This is a genomic window from Peterkaempfera griseoplana (assembly GCF_001418575.1).
Taxonomy (GTDB): Bacteria; Actinomycetota; Actinomycetes; order Streptomycetales; family Streptomycetaceae; genus Peterkaempfera; species Peterkaempfera griseoplana.
Window position 1 is genome coordinate 1 of record NZ_LIQR01000750.1, and the last position, 2,001, is coordinate 2,001.

The 2,001-nt window shown below is 79.0% G+C and carries 2 protein-coding genes; one reads left to right on the forward strand and one right to left on the reverse strand.

Translation table 11 applies throughout. The features are described 5' to 3' along the window. The coding region (locus tag AOK09_RS36350) for a BadF/BadG/BcrA/BcrD ATPase family protein (protein WP_055591435.1) at positions 1-877 on the forward strand (877 nt) is incomplete at its 5' end. An 81-nt stretch (positions 878-958) separates the two neighbouring features. Here AOK09_RS36350 and AOK09_RS36355 read toward each other — a convergent pair. After that, a complete protein-coding gene (locus tag AOK09_RS36355) occupies positions 959-1,549 on the reverse strand; it encodes a TIGR03086 family metal-binding protein (RefSeq protein ID WP_055591436.1) in 591 nt (196 codons plus the stop codon). Positions 1,550-2,001: the final 452 nt, after the last annotated feature.

The window sequence follows — 2,001 nt, forward strand, 5'->3', positions numbered from 1 at the left end:
GGCCACCGCCGCGCTGTCGGTGGCGCTCCGCGGCGCGCTGGCGGGCACCGACCCGGCGGAGGTCCGGCACGGGGTGATCGGGCTCGCCGGACGGCGGCTGCCGGCCGGGCCCGAAGTACGGGCGGCGCTGCGCCGCGCCTGGGAGGACGCGGGTCTGCGGTGCCCCATGACGGTGGTGCCGGACGCCGCGGTGGCCTTCGCCGCCGGGTCGGCGACCGGCAGCGGCAGTGTGCTCATCGCCGGGACCGGTGCCCTCGCGGTCCGGATGGACCGCTGGGAGGAGGTCCGGCGGGCGGACGGGCTGGGCTGGCTGCTGGGCGACCTGGGCTCGGGCTTCTGGATGGGCCGGGAGGCGGTCCGGCTGACCCTGGAGGCGCTGGCCGGCCGGGTGCACGCGCCCGTGCTGGCCCCCATGGTGCTGGAGGCGCTGCTGGGCCGTCCCACCGCCCTCTCCCCCGAGGCCGCGTCCGGTTCCGGGTCCGACCCGGGCAGTGCCCTGGCGAGCCGCCTGGTGAGCGGGGTGTACGCGGATCGCCCGGTCGCCCTGGCCCGGCTGGCGCCCCTGGTGACCAGCGCCGCCGAGCACGACGACCCGGCGGCGGCCGAGGTGGTGCAGGCCGCCGCCGCGCATCTGACGGCCACCCTGGCGGCGGTTCGCCGACCGGGTGAGCGCACCCCGGTGGTGCTGGCGGGCTCCTGCCTGGTCACCGACAACGCCCTGGCGCGGCAGGTGGTGCGGGCCGTGGACGGGCGGTGGCCGGGCGCCGAGGTGTGCCGGGGCCTGGACGGGGCCGCCGGAGCCGCGGTCCTGGCGGCGGACTCCCTGGGCGTGGACGAGGCGACCCTGGGCGCGATGCACCGGCGGCTGACGGCCTGAGGAAGCCGCCCAGCCATGGGGCCGCTCCCGTGCCCGGCGGCGGCCCGGCGCACCCGGCGCACCCGGTGGCCGTACGGCTCGTCAGGCCTGGCGGCCGAGGAGGGCGAGCAGCCGGGTCTGCTCGTCCGCGTCGCCGGGTACGTCCACCTGCGGGGCGAACAACCCGGTGGCCGCCAGCTGGTCGACGCAGGGCTCCACCTCCCGCCTGCAGAAGGCGACCAGTTCGGGGGCGAGCCTGGTGTCACCGCCGGTGGCGCGCGCGAGGTCCCAGGTGTGCACGGCGGCGTCCATGGTCATCTGGCTGCAGTAGTCCACGGCCCGGGTGTCGCCCGCCGCCAGATGCGCCACCGTGTCCAGGGCGCCGGGCCGGGTGAAGGCCTCCCTGGCGGCGGTCGCCGCCCGGCGCCAGGCACCCACCGGGTCGTTGCCGAGCTGGTCGCCGTCGAAACGGTCGCCGATCTCCTCGACGGTGGCGCCGTCCATGATCGGGGGCACCCAGAGCTGCTCCACGGTCAGATGGTTGACCAGGTCGCGTACGGTCCACTCGGTGCACGGGGTGGGTGCCTCCCACTGGCCGGCGCCCACGGCGCGCACCCGGCGGCCGAAGGAGGCGAGCGCCTCGGCGTGCTTCCTGAGCACTTCTTCCTGCTCGTCCGTGAGGGTGTGCGCCATCGACGTCGCCTCTCCCGTGCTGGGGCCGAGCGTCCGGCCCCAGCGGACCGCCTGCCCGGGGCCTCCGGGGGCGTCCGGCAGCCGGCGGTGCGCCTGCCCTGGGCCGGGGGCGGTACACCCGGACGGGGCCGTTGCCGCACGAACGGCGCAGCGCCGGCGCGGGTGCCCGGCGGGGCCCTGACCGCGGTCCGGCGGCGCGCCGCGGGCGGTCCGGGCGGCCGTCCGGACCGGCGCCGCCGGCCGTGGGCGGTGGCGGCGCGGACCGGGCCGTGGTGGGGGCTGCCGGGCCCGGTTCAGGCGCCGTCGAGGGCCGCGAGGTCGAGGGCCGGGAACGAGAGCGCCGAGATGGTGTCGCCGAAGCCGCCTCGGGCGCGGACGCTGCGCCGCGCCGAGGTGATCACCGGCAGGTCCGCCGCCCGGCGGACCGGGCGGCCGAGCCGTTCCAGGGCGGC

Excerpts from the sequence above, each read along its gene's own strand:
- AOK09_RS36355 (WP_055591436.1), bottom strand. The coding sequence starts at position 1,549 with ATGGCGCACACCCTCACGGACGAGCAGGAAGAAGTGCTCAGGAAGCAC.